This window comes from Microbacterium neungamense (genome assembly GCF_024971095.1).
Lineage (GTDB): Bacteria > Actinomycetota > Actinomycetes > Actinomycetales > Microbacteriaceae > Microbacterium > Microbacterium neungamense.
The window spans coordinates 2,147,025-2,168,163 of record NZ_CP069717.1 but is presented as its reverse complement, the minus strand read 5'-3'; the positions used below and the strand labels follow the sequence as shown (position 1 = coordinate 2,168,163).

19 protein-coding genes are annotated in these 21,139 nt (G+C 72.3%); 16 read left to right on the top strand and 3 right to left on the bottom strand.

The genetic code is table 11. The features are described 5' to 3' along the window. The first annotated feature begins 56 nt into the window (after nt 1-56). Nucleotides 57-905 carry a polyphosphate kinase 2 family protein gene (locus JSY13_RS10605; protein ID WP_259606632.1) on the top strand — a complete coding sequence of 283 codons (849 nt, stop codon included), beginning with the start codon at nt 57-59 and terminating at the stop codon, nt 903-905. 141 nt (nt 906-1,046) lie between these two features. Here the strand turns inward: JSY13_RS10605 and ubiE are convergent, their stop codons facing one another. Next, nucleotides 1,047-1,766 (bottom strand): bifunctional demethylmenaquinone methyltransferase/2-methoxy-6-polyprenyl-1,4-benzoquinol methylase UbiE, encoded by a 720-nt coding sequence (ubiE, locus tag JSY13_RS10600; RefSeq protein WP_259606631.1) that lies wholly within the window; start codon nt 1,764-1,766, stop codon nt 1,047-1,049. Between the two features lie 210 nt (nt 1,767-1,976). On the opposite strand from ubiE, the gene JSY13_RS10595 reads away from it, so the two are divergent. The 5 genes from JSY13_RS10595 (at nt 1,977) to JSY13_RS10575 (ending at nt 7,669) form a co-directional block, all read left to right on the top strand. After that, entirely contained in the window at nt 1,977-2,612 is a 636-nt protein-coding gene (locus JSY13_RS10595) for a DUF402 domain-containing protein (protein WP_259606630.1), read from the top strand. Beyond that, nucleotides 2,609-3,889 (top strand): isochorismate synthase, encoded by a 1,281-nt coding sequence (locus JSY13_RS10590; RefSeq protein ID WP_259606629.1) that lies wholly within the window; start codon nt 2,609-2,611, stop codon nt 3,887-3,889. Before JSY13_RS10595 ends, JSY13_RS10590 begins: the two co-directional genes overlap by 4 nt. Before the next feature lie 166 nt (nt 3,890-4,055). Continuing rightward, entirely contained in the window at nt 4,056-5,117 is a 1,062-nt protein-coding gene (locus tag JSY13_RS10585) for a polyprenyl synthetase family protein (protein WP_259606628.1), read from the top strand. Between the two features lie 15 nt (nt 5,118-5,132). Next, the gene (locus tag JSY13_RS10580; protein WP_259606627.1) at nt 5,133-6,506 is read left to right on the top strand and encodes an FAD-dependent oxidoreductase; all 1,374 of its coding nucleotides are present in this window, start codon (nt 5,133-5,135) and stop codon (nt 6,504-6,506) included. Nucleotides 6,507-6,619: 113 nt separating this feature from the next. Continuing rightward, nucleotides 6,620-7,669, top strand: coding sequence for an alpha/beta hydrolase (locus JSY13_RS10575; protein ID WP_259606626.1), 1,050 nt, complete (start codon nt 6,620-6,622; stop codon nt 7,667-7,669). A gap of 27 nt (nt 7,670-7,696) precedes the next feature. On the opposite strand, the gene JSY13_RS10570 is transcribed toward JSY13_RS10575, so the two are convergent. Both JSY13_RS10570 and JSY13_RS10565 read right to left on the bottom strand, forming a co-directional pair. Then, a complete protein-coding gene (locus JSY13_RS10570) occupies nt 7,697-8,392 on the bottom strand; it encodes a GntR family transcriptional regulator (RefSeq protein WP_259606625.1) in 696 nt (231 codons plus the stop codon). 211 nt (nt 8,393-8,603) lie between these two features. Next, nucleotides 8,604-9,092 carry a YajQ family cyclic di-GMP-binding protein gene (locus JSY13_RS10565; RefSeq protein WP_259606624.1) on the bottom strand — a complete coding sequence of 163 codons (489 nt, stop codon included), beginning with the start codon at nt 9,090-9,092 and terminating at the stop codon, nt 8,604-8,606. A gap of 263 nt (nt 9,093-9,355) precedes the next feature. Between JSY13_RS10565 and JSY13_RS10560 the strand changes: the two genes are divergently transcribed. The 10 genes from JSY13_RS10560 (at nt 9,356) to JSY13_RS10515 (ending at nt 21,122) form a co-directional block, all read left to right on the top strand. Continuing rightward, nucleotides 9,356-10,600 (top strand): sugar ABC transporter substrate-binding protein, encoded by a 1,245-nt coding sequence (locus tag JSY13_RS10560; RefSeq protein WP_259606623.1) that lies wholly within the window; start codon nt 9,356-9,358, stop codon nt 10,598-10,600. A 75-nt stretch (nt 10,601-10,675) separates the two neighbouring features. Further along, complete coding sequence (locus JSY13_RS10555) at nt 10,676-12,292, top strand: ABC transporter permease subunit (RefSeq protein ID WP_259606622.1); 1,617 nt, start codon at nt 10,676-10,678, stop codon at nt 12,290-12,292. A 1-nt stretch (nt 12,293) separates the two neighbouring features. Continuing rightward, complete coding sequence (locus tag JSY13_RS10550) at nt 12,294-13,232, top strand: sugar ABC transporter permease (RefSeq protein ID WP_259606621.1); 939 nt, start codon at nt 12,294-12,296, stop codon at nt 13,230-13,232. Between the two features lie 141 nt (nt 13,233-13,373). Beyond that, on the top strand, nt 13,374-15,380 hold the full coding sequence (locus tag JSY13_RS10545; RefSeq protein WP_259606620.1) for a glycoside hydrolase family 13 protein: 2,007 nt from the start codon (nt 13,374-13,376) through the stop codon (nt 15,378-15,380). Further along, complete coding sequence (locus JSY13_RS10540) at nt 15,377-16,162, top strand: hypothetical protein (protein ID WP_259606619.1); 786 nt, start codon at nt 15,377-15,379, stop codon at nt 16,160-16,162. Before JSY13_RS10545 ends, JSY13_RS10540 begins: the two co-directional genes overlap by 4 nt. A gap of 77 nt (nt 16,163-16,239) precedes the next feature. Beyond that, on the top strand, nt 16,240-16,398 hold the full coding sequence (locus JSY13_RS10535; protein WP_259606618.1) for a hypothetical protein: 159 nt from the start codon (nt 16,240-16,242) through the stop codon (nt 16,396-16,398). Between the two features lie 151 nt (nt 16,399-16,549). After that, nucleotides 16,550-17,638 (top strand): ABC transporter, encoded by a 1,089-nt coding sequence (locus JSY13_RS10530; RefSeq protein WP_259606617.1) that lies wholly within the window; start codon nt 16,550-16,552, stop codon nt 17,636-17,638. Between the two features lie 7 nt (nt 17,639-17,645). Next, entirely contained in the window at nt 17,646-18,140 is a 495-nt protein-coding gene (locus JSY13_RS10525) for a hypothetical protein (RefSeq protein WP_259606616.1), read from the top strand. Between the two features lie 87 nt (nt 18,141-18,227). Beyond that, a complete protein-coding gene (locus tag JSY13_RS10520; protein ID WP_259606615.1) occupies nt 18,228-18,875 on the top strand; it encodes a spermidine/putrescine ABC transporter substrate-binding protein in 648 nt (215 codons plus the stop codon). A 189-nt stretch (nt 18,876-19,064) separates the two neighbouring features. Continuing rightward, the gene (locus JSY13_RS10515) at nt 19,065-21,122 is read left to right on the top strand and encodes a S1 family peptidase (RefSeq protein ID WP_259606614.1); all 2,058 of its coding nucleotides are present in this window, start codon (nt 19,065-19,067) and stop codon (nt 21,120-21,122) included. The last annotated feature ends 17 nt before the right edge of the window (nt 21,123-21,139 follow it).

Below are 21,139 nucleotides of genomic sequence, written 5' to 3'. Positions count from 1 at the left end.
CGCATCGATCCGAATCGGCGGAGGCGCGCTGCCGCCGCGTCGTGGATGATGGGCACATGACGACGCAGCGATGGCCGACCGGGGAGCTGCTCCGGGTCGGTGACGGCTTCCGGCTGGACGATGTCGATCCCGCGGCGACGCCCGGCTACGACCGCGGCAAGGCGGCGGGCAAGAAGGACCTCGCTCTGCGCGGCGACGTCCTCAGCGAACTGCAGGAGCGGCTCTACGCGGCCAGCCGGGGCGGGGAGGCGCGCGACGCCGTGCTGCTCGTGCTGCAGGCCATGGACACCGCCGGCAAGGGCGGCATCCTGCGTCACGTGATGGGCGGCGTCGACCCGCAGGGCGTCGCTCTGGCCGCGTTCAAGGCGCCGACCGAGGACGAGCGCGCGCACGACTTCCTCTGGCGCGTCGAGAAGCGCCTCCCCGAGCCGGGGATGATCGGCGTGTTCGACCGCTCCCATTACGAGGACGTCCTGATCGTCCGGGTGCGCGGGCTCGCGGACGCCGCCGAGATCGAGCGCCGCTACGGTGCGATCGCCGAGTTCGAGCAGCGCATCGCGGCATCCGGCACCCGCATCGTGAAGGTCATGCTGCACATCTCGCGCGACGAGCAGAAGGCGCGGCTGATGGAGCGGCTCGAGCGCCCGGACAAGCACTGGAAGTACAACCCGGGCGACGTGGACGAGCGGATGCGGTGGGACGACTACATGGCCGCGTATCAGACGGTGTTCGATCGCACGGCATCCGAGACCGCGCCGTGGTATGTCGTGCCGGCCGATCACAAGTGGTACGCGCGCCTGGCGGTGCAGGAGCTGCTCATCGCCGCGCTGGAGGACATCGACCCGCAGTGGCCCGCCGCCGACTTCGACGTCGAGGCCGAGAAGAAGCGCCTCGCCGCCAGCTGACCCCGCCCCGCGGGGGCCCGGGCCCCGCGTCTCCACCCGTCTGTTTGTGCCGTTCTGCTGCTTCCCGGCCTCGGAAGCAGCAGAACGGCACAAATAGACGCTCAGGGGCGGGGCGCTCAGGGGCGGGGCGCTGAGGGGCGGTCAGCGGGGCTTGCGGGCGCGGTGCAGGGCGACGATCCCGAAGCTCAGGTTGCGGTAGGCGACGTCGATCCAGCCGGCCTCCCGGATCCAGGCGGCGAGGGTGCGCTGGTCGGGCCAGTCCCGGATCGACTCGTTCAGGTAGTCGTACGCCTCGCCGTTCGTCCCGGCCACGCGCGCGATCCGCGGCAGCACCTGGCCGTTGTAGAACCGGAAGAACGCCCGGAACAGCGCACCCGGCGGCGTGGAGAACTCGTTGATGACCATCCGCCCGCCGGGTTTGGTGACCCGGTACAGCTCCCGCAGCGCCTTCTTCGGATCCTGGACGTTGCGCAGCCCGTACGACATCGTGACCGCGTCGAACTCGCCGTCCGCGAAGGGCAGGTTCATGGCATCCGCCTCGACGAACGTCAGGTTGGGGAGGTGCCCGTGCCGCCGGCGGCCCTCGGCCAGCATCCCGGGGGAGAAGTCGGCGGCGACCACCTCGGCGCCGCTGCGGGCGAGGGAGGCGGAGGAGGATGCCGTGCCCGCCGCGAGATCCAGGATGCGCTCGCCCCGGCGCGGCGCCACGGCCCGCGTGGTCGCCGCACGCCACAACGCGTCGTTGCCGAGCGTCATCGCCGTGTTCGTGCGGTCGTACCCGGGCGCCACCTGGTCGAACATGCCGCTGACGCGGGACGGATCCTTGCCGAGATCGGCGCGATTGGGCTCGCGGGAGGTCATGCTCCGAGTCTAGGCGGGGCCGCGTCGCCGCACCCGTGCCGGTCGGCACGCCCCGGGCCGTGCGCTTCGCGCGGAGATGTGCAGTTCCCGCGGCCCGGAATCCGGAATCCGTCCGCGGCAGGCGCACATGTCCGCGGCAACGCGCACCCGCCCCTGCTCGAAGCCCGCCCACGCGGGGCCCGCCTCCGGTCGCCCCCGTAGACTCGCCCCGTGAACCACGCGCGCCCCGCCCCCGGAACCCCGATGGTCTTCCAGTGGCGCAAGTGGGACGGCTCGCCGCACTGGCGCGGCGAGTGCGTGTACCTCGGCGCCGACGACTGGGGCGACTGGGTCGGGCAGCCGATCGGCTGGCGCAGCGCGCGTCCCGGTGCGACGTTCACGGCGCAGGGCCCGAACGTCACGCTCATCCCGCGGACTCCGGATGCCGGGGGCGCCGACTTCGCTCTCACGGTGACCCGCGACCATCCCCGCGGCACCCGGATCTACATCGACATCGGCTGGGACGTCCGCTGGGAGGGTACGGATGCCGCCGGAGCCCCAGACGCCGTAGCCCCCGACGCCGGAGCGACGGACCGCGACCTCCCCGTGCTCGCCACTGGCATCGACATGGACCTCGACGTCGTCCGGGTGGTCGGCGACCGCGGCACCTGGGTCGACGACCGCGACGAGTGGGAGGAGCACCGCGTCCGCTACGGCTATCCCGCCGATGTCGTTCGGCGTCTGGAGGCGCTGGCGCTCCAGCTCGAACGGGAGGTGCGGGCGCAGCATCCGCCCTTCGACGACGCCACCGGCGACCACTGGCTGGACCGGCTCGCCGACCTCCGCCTCGATAGGCTGGAGGTGTGACCAGCCCCCGCCTGATCGCGCGGACCCGCGAGATCGACCCCGTCGAGGACCTGCTGGCGCACACCTCCCCGCGGCATCCGCTGGCCTGGCTGCGTCGCGGCGACGGCATCGTGTCCGCATCGAACGGGACCGCCGCCGCCATCCGCGTCCCGGCCGGCACCGACCGCCCGCGTTCGCGCGCCCTCGCCGAGGCGTGGCGCGATCTCGCCGGCTCGGCCGAGATCGACGACGAGGTGCGCCTCCCCGGCACGGGACTGGTCGCCTTCGGCGCGCTCACCTTCGACGAGGACTCGGCGGCCGACAGCATCCTGCTCGTCCCGTCCACGATCATCGGCCGGCACCGCGGGCGCACCTGGCTCACCCGCATCCGCCCCGCGGACGAGGCGACGGATGCCGGGGCGCCCGCCGCCCCGCGTCCGTACGGCCCGCACTGGGCCGGCCGCGTCGGTCCCGGGGCGCTGACGCCGCAGGGGTACCAGGATGCCGTCCGCCGCGCGCTCGTCGAGATCGCCGCGGGCGAGTACAGCAAGGTGGTCCTGGCCCGCGACCTCACCGGCACCGTGCCATCGGATGCCGACCTGCGCCGCCTGGTGCGCGCCCTCGCCACCGGATACCCCGACACGTGGACCTTCGCCGTCGACGGCCTCATCGGCGCCAGCCCGGAGACCCTCGTCACCGTGCAGGACCGCACCGTCACCGCGCGCGTGCTCGCCGGCACCGCCGCCCGCGGCGCCGACGCCGATGGCGACACCGAGGCATCCGCCGCCCTCGCCTCCAGCGTGAAGGACCTCGACGAGCACGAGTACGCCGTGCAAAGCGTGCTCGCGGCGCTCCGTCCGCACACACGGGCGCTCGCCGCGAGCGACCAGCCGTTCACCCTCAAGCTGCCCAACCTCTTCCACCTCGCCACCGACGTGGAGGGCGAGCTGTCCGACGGCGCCTCCGCGCTCGATCTCGTCGGCGCGCTGCATCCGACCGCCGCGGTGGCGGGTACGCCGACGGATGCCGCGCTCGCCGCGATCCGGCGGCTGGAGCCCTTCGATCGCGGCCGCTACGCGGGGCCGGTCGGCTGGGTGGACGCGGCCGGCAACGGGGAGTGGGCGATCGCGCTGCGGTGCGCGCAGTTCGGCGATGCCGCGGCATCCGCTGGCGCGGGACCCGAGACCCTCCCGGTGACCGCCTACGCGGGCGCCGGGATCGTCGCCGGGAGCGACCCCGAGGCGGAGCTGCTCGAGACCCGGGTGAAGTTCCGCCCCCTCGTCGACGCGCTCGCCTGACGACGCCGACTCGCGTCCTCGCGACCACGCCGGCACACGGGCCTGGCGACGCCGACACCTCATCCGGACGACGCCGGCGCATCCCCGCGACCACCGGCGGCGTCATGTGACGATGCCGCCGCGGCGGGGTGAGCGGCGGGTTCCGCCGCGCGGGTAGGCTGGAGGCGTGACTTCGAGCCCCGCAGCCCCGGGCACGCGACTGGCGAGCCGACTCGGCTTCAGCGACCGCGTCTTCCTGGGTCCTGCGGCCCGGCGCGTCGCCCGTGAGATCGAGGAGGGCCTCGACCTCGTCGAGTCGGGTCTCGCCGACGAGCTGCGCGTCGCCGACGCGGTCGCGGATGCCGCGAGCCGATACCTCTACGAGGCCGGCGGCAAGCGCATCCGTCCCGTCCTGACGCTGCTCGCCGCCCAGCTCGGCGAGGGCAACATCCCGCCCGTGATCGACATCGCCAAGGCGCTGGAGCTGACCCACCTCGGCTCGCTGTACCACGACGACGTCATGGACGGCGCAGACAAGCGCCGCGGCGTTCCCGCCGCCCACGCGGTGTGGGGCAACAGCGTGGCGATCCTCACCGGCGACATCCTCTTCTCCCGCGCCAGCCAGATCATGTCGCGCTACGGCGATCGCGCGATCCGGCTGCAGGCCGACACCTTCGAACGGCTCGTGCTCGGGCAGATGCACGAGACCGTCGGCCCGCAGGAGGGCGACGACCCGATCGCGTTCTACATCCAGGTGCTCGCCGACAAGACCGGCTCGCTGATCGCGGCGGCGACGCAGGGCGGCGTGATCTTCTCGAACGCCCCGGCGGAGTACGAGGAGCCGATGCGGGTGTACGGCGAGAAGGTCGGCGTGGCCTTCCAGCTGCTCGACGACGTCATCGACCTGTCCGCCGACCCCGCCGAGACCGGCAAGGTGCCCGGCACCGACCTGCGCGCCGGCGTGCCCACCATGCCCTCCCTGCTGCTGAAGGCGGGAGAGGCGGAGGCCGACCAGGACCTGGCCGCGCGGATCGACGACGGCGTCGTGCGCATCGCCGGCGGTGAAGACCCCGGCATCCTGGACGGGCCGCTCGCCGAGCTGCGCGACCACGACGCGACCCGCCGCACCTTGGAGCTCGCCCGCACCTGGACCGCCGAGGCGATCGCGGCCCTCGAGCCGCTGCCGAAGGGCACGGTGCGCGAAGCCCTCACGCGATTCGCCGAGACCCTCGCCGATCGCAGCAGCTGACGGAAGGAACCCCCAATGACCAAGCTCAGGCTGGCCATCGTCGGGGCGGGACCGGCCGGCATCTACGCCGCCGACATCCTGCTCAAGGCGGAGCGCAAGTTCGACGTGTCCATCGACCTGTTCGAGCAGCTCCCCGCCCCCTACGGCCTGGTCCGCTACGGCGTGGCCCCCGACCACCCGCGCATCAAGGGCATCATCACCGCCCTGCGCGACGTGCTCGACCGCGGTGACATCCGCATCTTCGGCAACGTCCGCTTCGGCGAGGACATCACCCTCGACGACCTGAAGCGCCACTACAATGCGGTCATCTTCGCCACCGGCGCGATCCGCGACGCGAGCCTCGACATCCCGGGCATCGACGCGATCGGCTCGTACGGCGCCGCCGACTACGTCAGCTGGTTCGACGGGCATCCGGACGTGCCGCGGGAGTGGTCGCTGGATGCCGAGTCGGTCGGCGTGATCGGCAACGGCAACGTGGCCCTCGACGTCTCCCGGATGCTGGCCAAGCACGCCGAGGACCTGCTGGTCACCGAGGTGCCGGACAACGTGTACCAGGGGCTCAAGGCGAGCAAGGTGAAGGACGTGCACGTCTTCGGGCGTCGCGGGCCGGCGCAGGTGAAGTTCACCCCGCTGGAGCTGCGCGAGCTCGGCGAGCTGCGCGACGTGGACATGGTCGTGTACGACGAGGACTTCGACTACGACGAGGCGTCGAAGGATGCCGTGGCCAGCAACAAGCAGGTGATGGTGATCGACCGCGTGCTGCAGTCGTGGCGCAAGCGCGACTCGGTCAACAACGCCGGCGGCACGGCATCCCGGCGGCTGCACTTCCACTTCTGGGCCAAGCCGGTCGAGGTGAAGACGGACGAGAACGGACGCGTCGCCGCCCTGGTGTACGAGCGGACCCGGCCGGACGGGCAGGGAGGAGCGGTCGGCACCGGCGAGTTCCGCGAGGTGCCGATGCAGGCGCTCTACCGCGCGGTGGGCTACTTCGGCTCGCCGCTGCCGGGCGTGCCCTTCGACAAGAAGCACGGGGTGATCCCGAACCGCGAGGGTCAGGTGCTCGAGGCGAAGTCGAACCAGCCGGTGCCCGGCGTGTACGCGACCGGCTGGATCAAGCGCGGTCCGGTCGGCCTCATCGGGCACACGAAGTCGGATGCCATGGAGACCGTGCGGCACGTCATCAACGACCAGGGGTCGTGGTGGCGTCCGGAGGACCCGTCGGAGGAGGCGATCCCTGCGCTGCTGGCGTCCCGCGGCGTGCAGTGGACCGACCTCGAGGGCTGGCACCGCCTGGACGAGCACGAGATCTCCCTCGGCGCCCCGCAGGGCCGCGCCCGCATCAAGGTCGTCCCCCGCGACGAGATGGTCCGCATCTCCCGCGGCGAGTGACCCCGGCGCCCCTCGCCGTCCCCCAGCGTCTGTTTGTGCCGTTCTGCTGCTTCAGCGCCGCTGAAGCAGCAGAACGGCACAAACAGACGGGAGGGGATGGGTAGGGTGGCGTCATGGGGGAGTGGGTAGCGGACGTCCTCGGCGACGGGTTCGAGCAGCAGACGCTGACGCTCGGCGACGACGAGGAAGGGCCGGTCGTCGCGACCCTCGTCCGCGCGCTGCCGGATGCCGTGCCGTGGTGGCGCTTCGGCCAGGACACGCGGCCCCTGGCCGATGTCGACGTGCTCTACGTGCACGGCTGGTCGGACTACTTCTTCCAGCGTCGGCTGGCCCGGTTCTGGACCTCGCGCGGCGCCCGCTTCTTCGCGCTCGACCTGCGCAAGTACGGCCGCAGCCTGCGCCCCGGGCAGACGCCCGGCTACATCACCAACCTCGACGCCTACGACGAGGACATCGCCGCGGCGCTCGCCGCGATGTCGGATGCCCCGTCCCGCCGGCTCGTGCTCTTCGGTCATTCCACGGGCGGGCTCATCCTCAGTCTGTGGGCGGCACGGCATCCGGATGCCGCGTCCGCGGTGATCCTGAACGCGCCGTGGCTCGAGTTCCAGCTCGGCGCCGCGCGCCCCGCGATCGCTCCGATGATCGAGCTGAGCGCACGGTTCTGGCCCCGTGACGCGGCGCCGCAGGTCGACCTCGGCTTCTACACGCGGGCGCAGCGCGAGGTGGCCGACCCGGACGACCCGATGGACATCAACCCCGAATGGCGCCCCGAGCTGACGATGACCGTGCACGCGGCCTGGCTGCATGCGATCCTCGCCGGGCACGCGAGGGTCTCCGCGGGCCTCGGCATCCGTGTGCCGGTGTGCGTGCTGCTGTCGGAGCGCACGGCGATCCCGACGCGCTGGTCTGAGGAGCTCACCCGCGCCGACAGCGTGCTCGTCGTCGACGACATCGCGCGCGCCGCGCTCAGACTCGGGTCGTCCGTCACCGTGGAGCGGATCGACGGTGCGCTGCACGACGTGTTCCTCTCCCGGCGGGAGGCGCGGAACGAGGCGTACTTCCGGCTGGAGCGCTGGGTCACCGGATGGAACGCCGCGCGCCACGTGCGCCCGCCGGCGACGGAGGCGCCGCAGGCCGAGGCGGAGCGGATGCCGGTGGCCTGAGCCGATCCGGCGGCCCCGCGCGTCGGCTCAGCCGGTGCGCTCCGCCGGGTCCGCGGCGTCGGATGCCTCGCTCGCCGCGTCCTCCGCACCGCGCACGCCGTACATGAGGCGCGCCGCCTGCTCGGCCGCCGCGGCGTCGCCGTCGAGGATGGCCTCCTCGAGAGCGTCGAGGCCCTCCTCGGCCATCGCCCGTTGCTCGGCGGTCGGACGCCACAGGCGCAGGTGGCGCAGCAGGGCCATGCTCGACTCCGCGGTGAGCTCGCGCTGGATGCGGTTGCCGGAACAGCGCCCGAGATGCTCGAACAGCTCCCATCGCGCCTTCGACGAGGCTTCGGCGTCGGCGCCTGCCGCGCGGATGCGCTCGATGATGCGCCGGGCGTGCGCCCGCTCCGCGGCCGACATCCGGCCCACCGCCATCGCGCAGACGATGCCGGTCTGATACCCGGCGTACTCGCGCGCGTCGTCGATGGCCTCGGGCGTCGGCTCGGTGACGCGCGTGAACCGGCTCGGCGCCATCTCGACCAGGCCGATCCGCTCCAGGCGCTGCAGCGCCTCCCGGACCGGCGTCCGCGACACGTTGTACTGCGCCGCGAGGTCGGCGTCGCGCAGGCGGGTGCCCGCCGGGATGCGGCCGTCGACGATCGCCGAGCCGATCTCCAGGAACACCTCTTCGGCCAGCAGCCGTTTCGACGGCGGGATCAACCCCGACCAATCCCCATCCATGCTGAACACCCTCCCCAGCGGCATCCATCCGAGCGTCCCTCCCCAGGGAACGTCCCAAGGCCCTCGGGATACGAGGCCTTGTGAGCACACTAGATCACAACGGCATATCGGCGCTATGGCCGCTCCGGCGGCGCGGGATCAGCCCGCCGACGGCGGGGCGCCCGGTCAAGTGCCGCGCGCAGCGGTGGGTCGCCGGCCGGGGTGCGCGGGTTCAGCGGTAGTTGACGAACTGCAGGTCGATGTCGAGGTCGGCGGCCTTGAGGAGGCGGATGACCTCCTGCAGGTCGTCGCGGCTCTTGGACTGCACGCGCAGCTCGTCGCCCTGGATCTGCGACTTCACCGACTTCGGACCCTCGTCGCGGATGATCTTGCCGATCTTCTTCGCGTTCTCGCTCGAGATGCCGTTCTTCAGGCTCGAGACGATGCGGAACTCCTTGCCGCTGGCGACCGGCTCGCCGGAGTCGAGGCTCTTCAGGGAGATGCCGCGCTTGATCAGCTTCGACTGGAAGACATCCAGCACGGCCTTGGCCCGCTCCTCCGAGTTGGCGGTGATCACGATCTGCTCGCCGCTCCACGCGATGGATGCGCCGGTGCCCTTGAAGTCGTAGCGCTGCTCGACCTCCTTGCGGGCCTGGTTGAGCGCGTTGTCCGCCTCCTGGCGGTCGACCTTGGAGACGATGTCGAAGGAGCTGTCAGCCATACAGGCAGTGTATCGAGCGCTGCGACCGCACGCGCGGGCGCGGCGCCGTCGGGGAGCGGATGCGGCGCAGTCGCGCAGCCCGAACCGCCCGGCATCCGTCTTGAAAGCGCTTGCACCTGCGTTCGCGAGGAACGTGCGCCAGAGGCCATATCTCAGCTCGATAACGCCCGAAAGCGGGCGTTGCGCGGATGCCGCGTCGCAGGGCATACTGTAAGCGCTTGCATATCGGGCAGGCCCCCACGCATCGAGAGAGGCACACACCAATGAAGGTGACCAAGAGGAGCATCCTCGTGTTCGGCGCCATCGCGTCCGTCTCCGCCCTGGCGCTGACCGGCTGCGGTGCCGGCTCCACCGGCGGCGACGCGGACGACAAGGGCGACGCGGGCGCGATCACGGTCTGGGTCGACGCAGACCGCGCGGGCGTCCTGAAGGACGCCGCCAAGGACTTCACCGCCGACACCGGCGTCGAGGTCAAGCTCGTCCAGAAGGAGTTCGGCGACATCCGCGACCAGTTCGTCCAGCAGGTCCCGACCGGCAAGGGTCCGGACGTGGCCGTCGGCGCGCACGACTGGCTCGGCGTGCTCGTCGACAACGGCGTCGTCGCCCCGGTCGAGCTCGGCGACCGCGCCGGCGAGTTCGAGAAGGTCGCGGTCGACGCGTTCAGCTACGACGGCCAGGTGTACGGCGTCCCCTACGCGATCGAGAACATCGGCCTGCTTCGCAACGCCGACCTCGTGCCCGAGGCGCCCACCTCCTACGACGACATGATCGCCAAGGGCAAGGCCGCCGGCACCGAGTACGCGTTCCTGGTCGGTCTCGACCCCGAGGCCGCCGACCCGTACCACCTGTACCCCTTCCAGACCTCCTTCGGCGCTCCCGTGTTCGGCACCAAGGCCGACGGCAGCTACAACGCCGAGGACCTGCAGATCGGCAACGACGGCGGCAAGGCGTTCGCCACCTGGCTCGGCGAACAGGGCAAGGCCGGCATCCTGAACACGAACATCACCGGCGATCTCGCGAGGGAGAACTTCAACGCCGGCAAGGCGCCGTTCTTCCTCACCGGGCCGTGGAACGCTCCGTCCGCGACGGAGGCCGGTCTGAACGTCGTCGTCGACCCGATCCCGTCCGCCGGCGGTCAGCCGGCGCAGCCGTTCGCCGGTGTGCAGGGCTTCTTCCTGAGCTCGGAGAGCAAGAACAAGCTGGCCGCCAGCGAGTTCCTCCTCAACTACATCGGCTCGGAAGAGGTGCAGACGGCCCTCTACGAGGTGGGTGGACGCGCCCCCGCGCTGACCGCCGCCTTCGAGGCCGCCGTCGAGAGCGACCCCCTCACCGCCGGATTCGGCGCCGTCGGAGCGGACGCCGTCCCGATGCCCAGCATCCCCGAGATGGGCGCCGTGTGGCAGTACTGGGGCGTGACCGAGGCCGCGATCATCAACGGCACCGGCGGCGACCCGGTCGCCCTGTGGGAGAAGATGGCCGCCGACGTGCAGGCCGCGATCAGCAAGTGAGCGCACGGGGCGGGGCGGCATCGGCCGCCCCGCCCCTCCACCACCCGAATCCGCGCACGCCCACGAGGACACCCGATGACGATCACCGAGGATCAGGACGCCCGGTCCGACGCCCCCGCCACACCCCGACAGCGCCGGGCCGCCCGCATCGCCGAGGCCGCCGGCGGCGGCTGGGGCCTCATCCTGCTGAAGATCGTGGTGCTCGGGCTCATCCTGGCGCTCGCGGTCTACGCCGCCCTGGTGCTCATCCGCATGGACCAGTGGGTGCCCGCGGTGCTCGTCGTCGCGGCGGCGCTGCTCGCCGTCTGGATCTACTCCGGACGAGGCCGGCTGCCCGCGAAGTACCTGATGCCGGGGCTCGTCTTCCTGTTCGTGTTCCAGGTGTTCGCCGCGCTGTACACCGGGTACGTCGCATTCACGAACTACGGCACCGGTCACAACAGCACCAAGGAGAGCGCCGTCAACGCGCTCATGCTCTCCGCTCAGGAGCGGGTGCCCGACTCGCCCGAGTACGAGCTGACGATCCTCGACCAGCTCGGCGAGCTCTCCTTCCTCGTCACCGATCCCGACGGAGAGGTCCTCATCGGCGGTGAGGACCGCCCCCTCGAGGAGGTCGACGACGCCGAGATGCGCGGCGGCAAGGCCGTCGCCCTCGACGGCTACACCACGCTCGAGTTCGCCGAAATCGTCGCCAACCAGGAGCGCATCTCCGAGATGGCGGTGCCGCTCAGCGACGACCCGAACGACGGCGCGCTGCGTACGCCGGACGGCTCCATCGCCTACGTGTACACCTCGACGCTGGTGTACGACGAGGCCGCCGGCACCATGACCGATACCCGCACCGGCGTGGTGTACTCCGACATCGGCACCGGCGCGTTCACCGCCGAGGACGGCACCGAGCTCAAGCCCGGATGGCAGATCGTCGTCGGCTTCGACAACTTCACCCGCGCCTTCGCCGAGGAGTCGATCCGCGGCCCGTTCCTGTCCGTCCTGGTCTGGACCTTCGCGTTCGCGCTGCTGTCCGTGCTCACCTGCTTCGCCCTCGGCCTGTTCCTGGCGATCGTGTTCAACGACCCGCGGATGAAGTCGAAGAAGTACTACCGGGTGCTGATGATCCTGCCCTACGCCTTCCCCGGCTTCCTCTCGGCGCTGGTCTGGGCGGGCATGATGAACCAGGAGTTCGGGTTCCTCAACGTCGTCCTCTTCGGCGGCGCCGACATCCCGTGGCTCACCAACGAGTGGCTGGCCAAGGCCAGCATCATCCTGGTCAACCTGTGGCTCGGCTTCCCGTACATGTTCCTCATCTGCACGGGCGCGCTGCAGTCGATCCCCGAGGACGTGCAGGAGGCCGCGCGCGTCGACGGCGCGAGCGCCTGGCAGGTGTTCCGCTCGATCAAGCTGCCGTTGCTGCTGGTGGCGGTCGCCCCGCTGCTGATCTCCTCGTTCGCCTTCAACTTCAACAACTTCAGCCTGATCTACATGCTCACCGGCGGCGGTCCGCGCGACGTCACCGCGGGCGTGAACGTGGGCGCCACGGACATCCTCATCACCATGGTGTACAAGGTCGCCTTCGTCGGATCCAGCGCCGACTACGGTCTGGCCAGCGCCTTCTCGATCATCATCTTCATCCTCGTCGCGACCATCTCGGTCCTCGCGTTCCGGCGCACCAAGGCCCTGGAGGATCTGAACTGACATGACCACGCAGACCGCGGCGCCCTCCACGGGCGCGATCGTCACGGCCGAGGCCGGGGTGCGCGGCGAGGGCCGCGAGCCCCGCCGCCCGTTCCGCAAGTACTTCCGGGAGACCGGCTGGCGCCACATCGTGGGGGTGCTGGCGACGGTGTTCGCCCTGTTCCCGCTGCTGTACGTGTTCAGCGCCTCGCTCAACCCGGGCGGCACCCTGCTCACCGCGAACTCGCTGTTCAGCAGGGTGAGCCTGGAGAGCTACCTCACCCTGTTCCAGAACGAGACCCACCCGTACGGGGCGTGGTTCGTGAACACGCTCGTGATCGGCCTGGTCACCGCGTTCTTCACGGTGCTGCTGGGCGCGCTCGCGGCGTACTGCTTCTCGCGGATGCGCTTCACCGGCCGCCGGTTCAGCCTGACCGCTCTGCTCGTCGTGCAGATGTTCCCGCAGATGCTGGCGATGGTCGCGATCTTCCTGCTCATGGTGACCATCAGCGACATCTTCCCGGCGATCGGGCTGAACACGCAGATCGGGCTCATCATGGTGTACCTGGGCGGCGCGCTCGGGGCGAACACCTACCTCATGTACGGGTTCTTCAACACCGTCCCGGCATCCATCGACGAGGCCGCGAAGATCGACGGCGCCGGGCACGCCCGCATCTTCTTCACCATCATCCTTCGACTGGTCGCGCCGATCCTCGCCGTGGTCGGGCTGCTCAGCTTCATCGGCACCTGCAGCGAGTTCGTGCTCGCCAGCGTCATCCTCGTCGACCCCGACAAGCAGACCCTGGCGGTGGGCCTGTACCGCTTCGTCTCCGACGAGTTCTCGAAGAACTGGAGCGTGTTCGCCGCCGGCGCCGTGCTCGCCGCGATCCTGCCGGTGGCGCTGTTCCTGGCGCTGCAGCGCTACATCGTCGGCGGGCTCACCGCCGGCAGCGTCAAGTAGACGACCAGACGAGTGGGGGCATCGGCCGTCGGCCGGTATCCTCCTCACGAACACAACCGAAGGGCTCTGTCACGGCATCCGGCCGTGCAACCACGTCGCATCCACGGCGGGTTGCCGCCGCATCCACAGGAAGGCCCTGACATGACCGTTCTCCTCCCGCACCACGACGGCTCCCCGCTGTACGTGTCCGACGACGCCCCGGCGCTCGGCGACGTCGTCACCGTCCGCCTGCGCGTCCCCGCCGGGTACGGCCCGCTGCGCGCGGTGCGCACCCGGTCCAACCCCGACCACGAGCCCGAGTGGACGGATGCCCGTCGCCTCGGCGAGACCGACGGCTGGGAGTGGTGGGAGGCGCCGATCACCGTGCGCAACCCGCGGCACGGCTACCGCTTCGTGCTGCAGCACGAGGACGGCACAGTGGAGTGGCTGAACCAGACCGGCCTGCACCGGCTGGAGACCCTGGACGCCGAGGACTTCGCCCTGGTCGCGAACGAGGCGCCGCCGGCCTGGATGCACGAGTCGGTGATGTACCAGGTGTTCCCCGACCGCTTCGCCCGCTCCGCCCAGGCCGACGAGCACCCGGTGCCGGACTGGGCCATCCCGGCCTCCTGGGACACCCCGGTCGACCCGGTGATGCCGGGCCGCGCCCACCAGTTCTACGGCGGCGACCTGCCCGGGATCGTCGAGCACCTCGACCACCTCGTGGAGCTCGGCGTCAACCTGCTCTACCTCACCCCGATCTTCCCCGCCGCCTCCAACCACCGCTACGACGCGTCCAGCTTCGACAGCGTCGACCCGCTGCTCGGCGGCGACGAGGCCTACGTCCGGCTCATCGAGGAGGCGCACGCGCGCGGCATCCGCGTCATCGGCGATCTCACCAGCAACCACTCCGGCGACCGGCACGAGTGGTTCCGCGCCGCCTACGGCAACCCCGGCGCCCCGGAGGAGTCCTTCTACTACTTCACCGACGAGGGCAACACGGCGTACGAGTGCTGGCTGGGTACGCCGAGCCTGCCGAAGTTCGACTGGTCCAGCGAGGAGCTGCGCCGCCGCTTCATCACCGGCGAGGACTCGGTCGTCGCGAAATGGCTGAAGCCGCCGTACAACGCCGACGGCTGGCGGGTGGACGTGGCGAACATGACCGGCCGGCTCGGCGCGGTCGACCTGAACGACGAGGTGCGCCGGCTGCTGCGCGAGACGGTGCGTCGGATCAACCCCGACGCCATCCTGCTCGGCGAGTCCACGAACGACGCGACCAGCGACCTGCAGGGCGACGGCTGGCACGGCGCGATGACCTACCCGTCCTTCACCCGGCCGGTGTGGGCGTGGCTGAGCGAGCCCACCGGTGCGCCGTACCGGAACGCCGAGGGCGAGGAGCTCACGGAGCCGTGGTTCTTCGGCATGCGCACCGGCGGCATCCCGCGGTACACCGCCCGCGACGTGGTCGCATCGATCACGCGCTTCACCGGCGGCATCCCGTGGCGGGTGCGGCTGGGGAACATGCAGCCGCTGGACACCCACGACACCGCCCGCTTCGCCACCAACGCGGCACCCGGCACGATCCCGGTCGCGGTCGGGCTGTCGATGACGCTGCCCGGGCTGCCGGTGGTGTTCGCCGGGGACGAGTTCGGGCTGACCGGGGTGGACGGCGAGACCAGCCGCACGCCGATCCCGTGGGGCACCGAGTCGCAGCCCGATGTGGCCGAGCGGCTCGCGCTGTACCGCGAGCTCGTGGGGCTGCGTCGTGCGCACCCGGCGCTCGGGACCGGCGGTCTGCGGTGGCTGCACGTCGACGACGACGCCATGGTGTTCGTGCGCGAGTCGGCCGAGGAGTCGGTGCTCGTGCTCGCCACCCGCGGGCGCGTGGACGCCGAGCTCGCCCCGGGCGCGCTGCCCGGGGCGGCGGAGGCGGAGGCGCTGTTCGGCGAGGCGACGCTGGCCGTCGCATCCGACGGCGCCGTCGCGCTCGCCGCCGAGGGGCCCGCGTTCGCCGCGTGGCGCCTGCCCGGCGTGCGCGTCCCCGCCGCAGGGACGGATGCCGACGCGGGCGCGGAAGCCGGCACGCGCACGGATGCCGGCGCGGGCGCGGATGCGGGCACGCGCACGGATGCTGCCGCGTTCACGGATGCCGGGGGAGCGCGGCCATGACGACCCCGGAACGGTACGAGGAGCTCAGCCGCGGCCTCGCGGACGGCGTCCGCGCCCGGGACGGGCTGAGCGGGCTGGTGCTGCTCGGCTCGGCATCCGACGAGGCGCGCTTCCGGCGCGACGAGTGGTCGGATCACGACTTCTTCGCGCTCGCCGAGAGCGGGAGAGGGCCCGAGATCCGCCCGGATCTCTCCTGGCTCCCGGACCAGGACCGCATCGTGCTCACCGCGCGCGAGGGCGAGATCGGGTTCGTCGCGGTGTACGACGACGGGCACGTCTTCGAGTTCGCGCTCTCGGATGCCGAGGAGCTCGCCGGCGCGGTCGCGGGCGATGCCACGGTCGTGGTCGACGACGCCGAGGGCACCACCGCGGCCCTGGTGGCGCGGGCGCGCGAGCGCGCCGCGGCGGCGGACCGCTTCGACCCGGAGAACGACGCCCGTCTCGTGCTCGTCAAGCTCCTCCTCGGCGTCGGCCGGGTGCGCCGCGGGGAGCGTCTGAACGGCGGGCAGTTCATCCGTCAGCACGCCGTGCAGCACCTGGTGCGGGTCGTGCGCGGCCGGCTGTCCGAGCGCTCCACGGCGCTGCGCGACACGATCGACCCGGTGCGCCGGTTCGAGCGCGACCTCCCGGAGTGGGGGTCGCGGATCGCCGTGGCCCTCGCCCGCCCGGAGGAGGAGGCGGCGTGGATGCTGTTCGGCCTGCTCCGCGAACTCGAGCCCGGCTGGCCGGAGTTCCCGAGCCGGGCGGCGCAGGCGGTGGCCGCGCGGCTCGGCTGGGCCTGACGCGGACGGATGCCGGGACCCGGCGCGCCCGTGTGTCGGCGCCGCCGCACGCGACGGCCCGGGCGTACCCTGAGCGCATGGGGGCACGGATCGGAGGGCGCAACCTCGTCGCCAGCTGGATCGTCGGCGTGCTGTGCGCGGCGATCGTCGCCGCCCTGCTCTGGCTCGCCCTGCCCGCCGGACCCGGACTCGTCGTCGTGCTGACCGCCCTGCTCGACTCCACGCTCGGCGGCTGATCGGCCCGCGACTCCGCCGGTGCCCGTCCGCACCGCGGATGCCCGGCCGGACTGTGGCGCCCGCGTGCTGCGACACGTCGGCACGCCTCCTGGTTCCGCGCCCGCCGCGGCGATACCCTCGCACTGCACCCTTCCACGAGAGGCAGCCATCATGAGCGACCCCGAGGTCCCGAAGAACGAGCGACACGACGACGTCGACCACGTCGTCGACAGCGCCAACGAGGGGCTGGCCGAAGCGGAGGCGGCCCGCGCCGAGGTCCCCGGACCCGACGCCCAGGTCGCCCCGGTGGACCCCGACCTCGCCGCGTTCGAGGCGGCGGAGCGCGAGCACCCCGGCACGTTCAGCGCCGCCGAGCAGCGCGACGCGGATGCCGCGGCCGACCGTGCCGTGCAGGACGCCGACCGTCGCGACCTGGAAGCCGACCGCCGCGACCTCGACGCCGAGCGCCACGATGTGGACGCCGAGCGCCGCGACGTCGAGGCCGAGCGCCGCGATGTGGAGGCGGAGCGCGACGCCGTCGCGGCCGCCGAGACCGCCGAGCCCGAGACCACCCGGCACACCTACCACGCCGACCCGGAGCACCCCACCGTCGCCGACACCGCGTACGGTGCGGGCGCGGCGACATCCGCGGAGACCCGCGTCGTGCCCGCCGAGCCGCTCGTCGCCCCGGCGCCGCAGCCGATCTTCGTGCAGGCCCCCGAGCCGCCGCGCGAGCTGGGCAACCGGGGCACCGCCGCCGGCATCGGCCTGCTCGCGACGCTGTGCTTCGCCCTGCTCTACCTCGGCACGATCCTCGGACTCGGTGCGCTGGAGGGCGACGTCACCGGCGAGAACATCGCCGACGCCGCGCTCGCGCCGCTGACCACCTGGTCGTTCTGGGTGCCGGTCGTCGTGTTCTTCCTCGCCTTCTGGCTGCTCGGGGTGTTCATCAACCGCGGCCGCTGGGGGCTGTGGGTGATCTTCGGACTGTTCGTCGCCGCGGCCGCCTACGGCGGGCACCTGCTCGGCCAGCTGTTCCAGGCCGGGTTCTGGCGGATCGGGCCGGCCGCATCGGCCGAGCTGGTGAACGAGCAGCTGCTGGCTCCGCTCGCGATCGCCGCCTTCGTGTTCGCGCGCGAGCTGACCGTCTGGTTCGGCGCCTGGGTCGCCCGCCGCGGCGCCCGCAAGAAGGAGCTGAACGCCGAGGCGCAGCGCGAGTACGAGCGCACGCTGGAGGCCGGGCCCACTCTGGCCCGGTGAGCCGAGAATGACCACCGGAGACCCCCGCGGCGATGCGCCGTCGGGGGTCTCCGTCGTCACGGCGCTGACCGTGGGCGCCGTCCTCTTCGCCGCCCTGGCGATCCTCGGCCTCGGGATGCTGAGCTACTTCGCCGACATCGACATCATCGCGGTGTCGGCGCTGGGCCAGTGGCCAGGCATCGCCGGTATGTTCGTGGCCGTCGCCGTGTTCACCGGCATGCTCTGGCCGGTGCTGCGCGTCCCGCATCCGCTCTACCCGCCGGTGGCGCTCGTGGCCGTCGTGACCGGACTCGCGCACCTGGCCGCGGTGTGGCTGAGCGCGTTGGTCGCCGGCTCCGGCCTCGCGCCGGCATCCGCCGCCGTCTCGCAGCTCGTGCTGCGCGGGCCGAGCGCGGTGCTCCTGCTCGCCGCGGCGGTCGCCGCCTGGATCGCCGTGGCGCTGCGCCGCACCCGCGCCCGCCCGCCGCACTGGCCGTGGGAGCGTGCCGCCGATGAGGAGTGAGCCGGTGCAGGGTGCCGCGTCGCCGCGCGCCCCGCGGGAGGCGCCCGGATCCGCGCCGCGGCGGCGCCGCGGTCGTACCCTGTAACCGTGGAGAGGTCGCTGGACACTCAGGTCGGTCAGGCCATGGAGGCGTGGCTGCGCTGGGTACCGCGCTGGGCCCCGGCGACGCACCGCGGCCGGGTCGCCCCCTGCCGGCGCTGTCTGGGCTCGCCGATCCTGTCCGCGGCCGGCATCGGCGCGAACGTCCCGCACGCCGTGCAGCACGGACTCTCCACCCGCATCAAGGCGATCGTGGACCACGCCGTCGCCGAGTACACGGCACGCAACCTGCCGATGCTCCAGGCCGAGCTCGACCAGCAGGCCGAGCGCAACCGGGCCCGGAGCTACCGGCCGGCGGAGGGCCTGGATCCCGAGTTCGAGGGGATGCCGCTGGATCCCGATCCGGTCCCGGGGGCGCCGTTCCTGTTCACCGTCGCCGGGCTCGCCGACGAGTCCGCACCAGATCTGCCGCCCCTGCCCCCGCTGAGCGAGGAGGCGAAGGCGGCGCTGCGGCAGGAGGTCGCGCTGGCCGACGAGTACGCGAACATGATCGGCCGGGAGATCTGCGGCATCCTGCTGCGTCACCGGCTGCGCGTGCAGGCCGCCATCTCGCAGTACGTGGAACCGCAGATCGAAGCTCTGCTCGCGGAGCTCAGCGAAGCGCTGGACTCGCCCTTCGACCCGGACACCCCCTGACCCGCGCCCGGCTCGGGACGACCGACGCCTGCCGATCACGGACGTCGTGTTCCGAAATGTTCACCGGAAGGATGATGCGTGCATTCCGGCATATCGGATAGCATGCGAACCGCCGGGCTCGACGCCGAGCACGGCGCGAAGGGTGTCCGATGGTGCATCGGCCGCCACGGCCGCATTGCAGAGGACAACGTGAAGACATCCGTGAAGAAGGCGCTCCGCCTGCTCCCCGCATCCCTCGTCGCCGCGACCACCGCCGGCGCCCTGCTCGCCGGGCCGGCAGCGGCCGCGGAGGAGGACACCGCGCCGACCGAAGGCAGCGCCTACGCCTCCTTCGCCGAAGACGTCATCACCAGCGACGAGGCCGTGAACGGCATCGGACGCAACGCCGAGGGCGAGATCGTCGTCTCCGCCGAGGTCGACCGGCTGCAGGCCGCGACGCAGGCCTGGCTGGACTCCTTCGGGAACGTCGTCCTCGCCGACCGCGAACCCGCGACGGCGCACGCCACGAGCGACGTCGTCGGCGGCGCCGGCTACGCCGTGATCGACCGCGCCACCGGGCAGGGCTCGCTCTGCTCCTTCGGCTTCTCGGCCTGGACCCCCGACGGCGACCCCGCGATCATCAGCGCGGGGCACTGCGGCACGGCCGGCGAGACGGTGGAGCGCACCCGTCCCAGCCAGGACGACGCCGCGACCTACCCGGCCCCGCCCACCTTCTCGCCCGGCCTGCTCGACGGCGGCACCATTCTCGGCACCTTCGCGTTCTCGCAGTTCGGCGGCCCCGGCGGCACGTCCGGTGCGAACAACGACCCGGCCAGCACCGACATCTCGGCGATCGACGTGACCGCCGCCGGATTCACGCTGAAGCCGTTCGTGACCGACTGGACCACCGAGGCCGGCGACGACCTGTCCGCCTCCGGCACCCCGGTCACCGCCGTCGGCACCGCACAGCCGGGCGACCAGATCCTGCGCAGCGGCCGCACCACGGGACAGCACACCGGCGAGGTGCTCGAGACCGGGTGGTACGAGGTCAACGACACCAATGGCACCGGCCACTGGGTCAAGGGCTTCCTGACCACGGCGCTGTCGGACCACGGGGACTCCGGCGGCGCGTTCCTGCGCGGCACGACCGCGGTCGGAGTGCTCTCCGGGGGCGGCACGGATCCCCAGATCGGCGACTTCTCCATCGCGACCGACCTGCTCAGCGGCCTCGAGCGGACCGGCGGGTACACGATCATGCTCGACGTCGCCGAGCCGACCGTCACCTCCCACCAGGCCGGATCCACGGCCCACCCGGGCGACAGCGTGAGCGGCACCGGCCCCGCGGGGCACACCCTGCTGGTCACCCTGAACGGCATCACTACGCCGGTCCCGATCGATGCGGCCGGGCTGTGGAGCTTCCCGGTTCCGGTGATCGAGGGGCTCGTCGAGTACGTGCTGCAGGTGTCCGACGGCGGGTACAACCGCTCCGAGCCGGTGCCGTTCGGCCTCACCGTCGAGGAGGCGCCGATCGCCGCTCCCGTGATCACCGCACCCGAGACGGATGCCGTGCTCCCCGCGGGCGAGGTCACCATCACCGGCACCGGCCAGCCCGGCGCTGCGATCGCCCTCTCCGGCGACGTCACCGGGACGACCGAGGTGGGCGCCGACGGCTCCTGGTCCCTGACGGTCGCGGCACCCTACGGCCCGGTCGCCTACACCGTCACGCAGACCGCGGGCGACGACGTGCAGACCGCGCAGAGCACGTTCACCGTGCTGCCGCCGGCCCCGGCCATCATCGGCCCGGCGGACGGCTCGTCGACCACGGATGCCCCGAACGCGATCTCCGGGACCGGCGTCCCCGGCGCGGTGGTGGAGGTCTTCCTCGACGGCGAGGCCGCCGGCACGGCCATCGTCGGCGCGGACGGCACCTGGTCGCTCGCCCTGGAGCCGGCCCCGGCCGTCGGCGAGCACACGGTCTCCGCCGAGCAGACGGTGAACAGCGCGACCGGCCCGGCCGCCGCCAGCCGCTTCACCGTGGCGCCGGCTCCCGCGCCGCAGCCGCCGACCGGTCCGCAGCCGCCGACCGGCCCGCAGCCGCCCGTCGGCCCGCCGCCGGCCGGGCAGCAGCCGCCGGCGCCGCCGTTCGGCGACCTCGCCACCACCGGCGCCGACCCGGACTCCCTGCTGGGCCTGAGCATCGGCGGGGCGACCCTGATCCTGCTCGCCGGCGCGCTGCACATGGCGTCCCGGCGGCGCGAGCGCGCCTGAGCGGTGAGGCCGGGGCG

Coding starts and splice junctions, on each gene's coding strand:
- JSY13_RS10605 (WP_259606632.1), top strand. CDS start 57: ATGACGACGCAGCGATGGCCGACCGGGGAGCTGCTCCGGGTCGGTGAC.
- ubiE (WP_259606631.1), bottom strand. CDS start 1,766: ATGACCTCCCGCGAGCCCAATCGCGCCGATCTCGGCAAGGATCCGTCC.
- JSY13_RS10580 (WP_259606627.1), top strand. CDS start 5,133: ATGACCAAGCTCAGGCTGGCCATCGTCGGGGCGGGACCGGCCGGCATC.
- JSY13_RS10575 (WP_259606626.1), top strand. CDS start 6,620: ATGGGGGAGTGGGTAGCGGACGTCCTCGGCGACGGGTTCGAGCAGCAG.
- JSY13_RS10570 (WP_259606625.1), bottom strand. CDS start 8,392: ATGGATGGGGATTGGTCGGGGTTGATCCCGCCGTCGAAACGGCTGCTG.
- JSY13_RS10565 (WP_259606624.1), bottom strand. CDS start 9,092: ATGGCTGACAGCTCCTTCGACATCGTCTCCAAGGTCGACCGCCAGGAG.
- JSY13_RS10560 (WP_259606623.1), top strand. CDS start 9,356: ATGAAGGTGACCAAGAGGAGCATCCTCGTGTTCGGCGCCATCGCGTCC.
- JSY13_RS10555 (WP_259606622.1), top strand. CDS start 10,676: ATGACGATCACCGAGGATCAGGACGCCCGGTCCGACGCCCCCGCCACA.
- JSY13_RS10550 (WP_259606621.1), top strand. CDS start 12,294: ATGACCACGCAGACCGCGGCGCCCTCCACGGGCGCGATCGTCACGGCC.
- JSY13_RS10545 (WP_259606620.1), top strand. CDS start 13,374: ATGACCGTTCTCCTCCCGCACCACGACGGCTCCCCGCTGTACGTGTCC.
- JSY13_RS10540 (WP_259606619.1), top strand. CDS start 15,377: ATGACGACCCCGGAACGGTACGAGGAGCTCAGCCGCGGCCTCGCGGAC.
- JSY13_RS10535 (WP_259606618.1), top strand. CDS start 16,240: ATGGGGGCACGGATCGGAGGGCGCAACCTCGTCGCCAGCTGGATCGTC.
- JSY13_RS10530 (WP_259606617.1), top strand. CDS start 16,550: ATGAGCGACCCCGAGGTCCCGAAGAACGAGCGACACGACGACGTCGAC.
- JSY13_RS10525 (WP_259606616.1), top strand. CDS start 17,646: ATGACCACCGGAGACCCCCGCGGCGATGCGCCGTCGGGGGTCTCCGTC.